Raw genomic sequence first — 3957 nt, 5'->3', positions numbered from 1 at the left:
GGGTCCGGCGGGGCGGCCCGCAGGGGGCGTCGCCGGCGAAGGACGGCGGCCTGGCCGATCCGGAGGCGGCGCGGCGGCGTGCCGAGCGGCGGGCCGCGCGGATCACCGCCGGTGTCGTGGAGTTGGAGCAGCGGCTCGGCGATCTGGTCCGGTCGGGGCTCGCGGGGGCCGAGCGGGAGGGGTACGGGCTGTGGGAGGAGACGGCGGCCCGGATGGTCGACGCGCAGGCGCCGGGGCTCGCCGCGCGCGTGCGCGAGGTGGGCGCGATACCGGCCTCCGGCCCCGGCTGGCCGTCCCGCCTGCTGGAGGAGTGCGCCCTGCTGCACCTCCTGACCCGGGCCTGGCTCCACCGGGCCGACCTGCCCGAGGAGTTGGCGGCGGCGGTCCGAACGCACATCGGCCTGCCGGCGACCCCGTCCGGCCCGCCGGTCCTCGACGACTGGCTCGTCCTGGCCCAGTACGACACGTCGGACGGCAAGCTGACGACCCGCCGCATCTGGCTGTACGGCGCGGCCACCGGGCGTACGGCGCTGGTCCTCTCGTACGGGCCTGCGGGCCGCGCGCCCGAACTCTCCCTGCCCGTCGGCCTGTCCGTGCGCGCGGAGGTCACCGCCTACCCGGTCGGCCCCCGAGTCGCCCTGGGGGACCTCTCCGCCGCTCCGGTCCCGACGGCCCTGCGGCCTCCCGGTGTCACGCCGGGCGAGGCCACCGCTCTCTACGGCACCGCGCTCCGGGCCGATCCGTGGCTGGAATCCGTGCCGGTGACGCTGGGCGGGGTCGTGCCGACTCCCGTCGGTGACTCCTGGCACCTCGCGGATCTGGAGGGGAAGACCGCGCTTCCCCTGACCCCGGCCGCTCTGTCCCGTTCCGGGCTCTGGCGGCTCGTCGCGCTCTCCGGCGGGGCTCCCGTCACGGTGTTCGGGGAGTTCGGGCATCGGGGGTTCACACCGCTGACGGCATGGTCACCCGATCGGGGTGAACCGATCGCGGGGTTCGTTCCGATCTCCTCGTGAAGGCACCGACATCGCAAGAAAGGGCGGGGTCATGAACCAGGAAAGGGCGGGGGCATGAACGGCACATCTTCATCCGGTCTCTGGGACGAGTTGGTCACGGCGGCGCTGCTGGGGACGAATCGGCGGTCGGTCACGGAGGCGGTGGGCGCGCGCGGCGGGGACTCGTCGCCGGGTTCGGCTCGGGGGCGAGCGCCGGATCCGCCTGACGGCCCTCTCGCCGAACCGCCTCGCCCGAAAGACGCCCCCGCCGTCCTCCTCGACGCCGCCGCCACGGAAACCCTCCGTCGCAGGGCCGGTCTCCTCCCCGGGCTCGCCGCGCCCCCTCTTCCGCTGTCCCCGGAAGACCTCCGGCGCCCCCTGCCGGCTCCGGCCGCCCGGCGTCTGGCGCTCCTGCTCGCCGACCGTGCCGCGCAGGCAGGTGGCCGGCGGGGAGCCGCCCCGGACCTCATGGAGCTGCTCCCGCAGTGGCTGGCGGCGGCCAACGCGCACGGGTACGCGCCGCCTCCTCAGGTGCTCCCCGCGTTGCTGGACGCGGCCAGGGGGCGGACCGATCTGCGGCCGGCGGCGCTGGAGTTCGCGGGGCCGAGGGCGCTGTGGCTGGCGCGGCTCAACCCGGACTGGCGGTTCGCGCTGCGGGCGACGGCCGGGGACGGGGTGGCGCTGCCGGGGCCCGAGGAGACCGAGCGGGTACGGCGGCTGTGGGAGGAGGGGCTGTTCGCGGAGCGGGTCACGCTGCTGATGGCACTCCGCGCGCGGGACGCCGACGGGGCGCGCGAACTGCTCACGGACACGTGGGCGACCGAACGTGCCGAGGACCGCCTGATGTTCCTGGACTCCCTGCGGGCCGGGCTCGGTCCGCGCGACGAGCCGTTCCTGGAGCAGGCCCTCTCCGACCGCAGCCGCAACGTGCGCTCGACGGCGGCGGAACTGCTCTCCGCGCTGCCCGGTTCGGCGCTGGCCGCGCGGATGGCGGCCCGCGCGGGTACGTGCGTCGCCGTCGACCACCTGGCCGAGGTTCCGACGATCGGGGTGGAGGCACCGCACGAGTGCGACGCGGGCATGGAGCGCGACGGGGTGATCAGGACGGCTCCGACGGGGCGCGGTGAACGGTCGTGGTGGCTGGGCCAGTTGGTGGAGGCGGCGCCGCTCGGTGCGTGGCCGGCGCGGCTGGGGGGCCGGACGCCGGAGGAGATCGTCGCGATGCCGGTGGCGGACGGGTGGGCCGACGAGCTGCACGCGGCGTGGTGCCGGGCCGCCGTGCGGCAGGGGGACGCGGAGTGGTCGCGGGCGCTGCTCGGGGCGCCCTCGGCGCCGGAGGCGGGCGGGCCCGGCGCCGTCTCGCTGGCCGAGCGCGCGCGGCTCCTCGGGACACTGGCGCCGGCCGAACGCGCCGACTGGGTCGCCGGGTTCATCGCCGCGCACGGGCTGTCCGAGGCGTTCCAGCTCCTCGGGGTCTGCGCGGTCCCCTGGGCCCCGGCCCTCGGGCGCGCCGTCGTCGACGCCCTCGACATCGCCCGCGACGCCGGCAGCTACCCGTGGAGCTTCAGCGGCGTCATGGGCCTCGCCGAACGCTGCCTCGCCCCCGAGGAGGCCACCCGCCTCGACGCGCTCCTCTCCATCCCGGAGGAGTCCGAGAACACCGCCCCCGGCGCCGGAAGCTACTGGGCGGAGGCGTTCCAGAGACTCGCGGCGACACTGCGGCTACGGGGCGAGATGCGGCGGGAACTGGAGGGGGCATGAGGCCGGAGGGGACGGGGACGGGGCGTTCGAGGCGCGGTGATCGCGTCGCGAAAGCCGGAGGGAGCGAGGCGAGGCGCTCGGGGTGCGGCGACCACCTCGCGAAAGCCGGAAGAAGCGGGGCAAGGCGCCCGGCGCACAGCGACCACCTCAGGAAAGCCGGAGAAAGCGGGGCGAGGCACACGGCACACGACTGCTGCCGCCGGGAAGCCGACGCGAGTGCGGCCCTCTTGGCGGAAGCCGGCAGGGAGGCACCATGAGGCCGGACCAGGTGAGGGTGCGCCGCGCAGGGTACGGATGCGACCGGCGCCGCTCCCCGGGCCCCTCAGCCCCCGGAAACCGCCGACTGCCGCACATTCCCCCGCACCCACTCCACGATCGACTGAGTCGTGGCCCCGGGAGTGAAGATCTCCGCGACGCCCTGTTCCTTGAGGGGCGGGATGTCGGCCTCGGGGATGATGCCGCCGCCGAAGACGAGGATGTCGTCGGCGGAGTGTTCGCGCAGGAGGGCGATGACCGCGGGGAAGAGCGTGTTGTGGGCGCCGGAGAGGATGGAGAGGCCGATCGCGTCGGCGTCCTCCTGGATCGCCGTGTCGACGATCTGTTCCGGGGTCTGGTGGAGGCCGGTGTAGATGACCTCCATCCCGGCGTCGCGCAGCGCACGCGCGATGACCTTGGCCCCGCGGTCGTGGCCGTCGAGCCCCGGCTTGGCCACCACGACGCGGATCCGGCCGGCTGCCACACCCATCACTGCCTCCCTGGAGGGATCGCCTCGTCGGTGCCCCTGTGGCCCGGACGCCCCAGGCCCACAGTGGCACGAGAAGTGAACGAACGTTTCCTACAGCTTCCCGCAACCTGCCGTTTCACGGCGAAGGGCGAGGGGCACATCACACAGTGGGACACGTTCGCCGCGCACCGCTCCCCTCGCAGCACGGGGGAACAAGCGCAACGGGAGCCGCAACGAGGTCGCCATACCGCCGCGCCGTGGCCGCGCGCCGCGGCGGTACGGCGAGTCGGCGCAGGCAACTGGGGGCACCTCCCGAGCCACAGGCTCCGGGGGGAGGGCACGAGCAGAGCAGGTACGGCACGACAGCGGGGAAGCCTCGTCGCCACACCGGCAAGGACCCTCGCCGCGTCACGGGCGATCGCGCGGCCCGGCCACCCCCTCCGCACCGCCCCCGTCCCCTATACACATCTGACGCTGCCG

General features: G+C 75.2%; 3 protein-coding genes. 2 read left to right on the top strand and 1 reads right to left on the bottom strand.

What is annotated here, in order from left to right:
• A partial coding sequence (locus tag AOK24_RS40790) for a hypothetical protein (protein ID WP_055724956.1) occupies positions 1-1013 on the top strand: 1013 nt, incomplete at its 5' end.
• A gap of 54 nt (positions 1014-1067) precedes the next feature.
• Positions 1068-2753 carry a DUF5691 domain-containing protein gene (locus AOK24_RS40785; protein WP_055724955.1) on the top strand — a complete coding sequence of 562 codons (1686 nt, stop codon included), beginning with the start codon at positions 1068-1070 and terminating at the stop codon, positions 2751-2753.
• A gap of 322 nt (positions 2754-3075) precedes the next feature.
• On the opposite strand, the gene AOK24_RS40780 is transcribed toward AOK24_RS40785, so the two are convergent.
• Positions 3076-3498 (bottom strand): coenzyme B12-dependent isobutyryl CoA mutase small subunit, encoded by a 423-nt coding sequence (locus AOK24_RS40780; RefSeq protein WP_055724954.1) that lies wholly within the window; start codon positions 3496-3498, stop codon positions 3076-3078.
• Between the last annotated feature and the right edge of the window lie 459 nt (positions 3499-3957).

Origin of the sequence: Streptomyces niveiscabiei (assembly GCF_001419795.1) — a bacterium.
Lineage (GTDB): Bacteria > Actinomycetota > Actinomycetes > Streptomycetales > Streptomycetaceae > Streptomyces > Streptomyces niveiscabiei.
The sequence above is the reverse complement of the archived record's forward strand: the minus strand, read 5'-3'. Positions and strand labels throughout refer to the sequence as shown.

Coding starts and splice junctions, on each gene's coding strand:
- AOK24_RS40785 (WP_055724955.1), top strand. CDS start 1,068: ATGAACGGCACATCTTCATCCGGTCTCTGGGACGAGTTGGTCACGGCG.
- AOK24_RS40780 (WP_055724954.1), bottom strand. CDS start 3,498: ATGGGTGTGGCAGCCGGCCGGATCCGCGTCGTGGTGGCCAAGCCGGGG.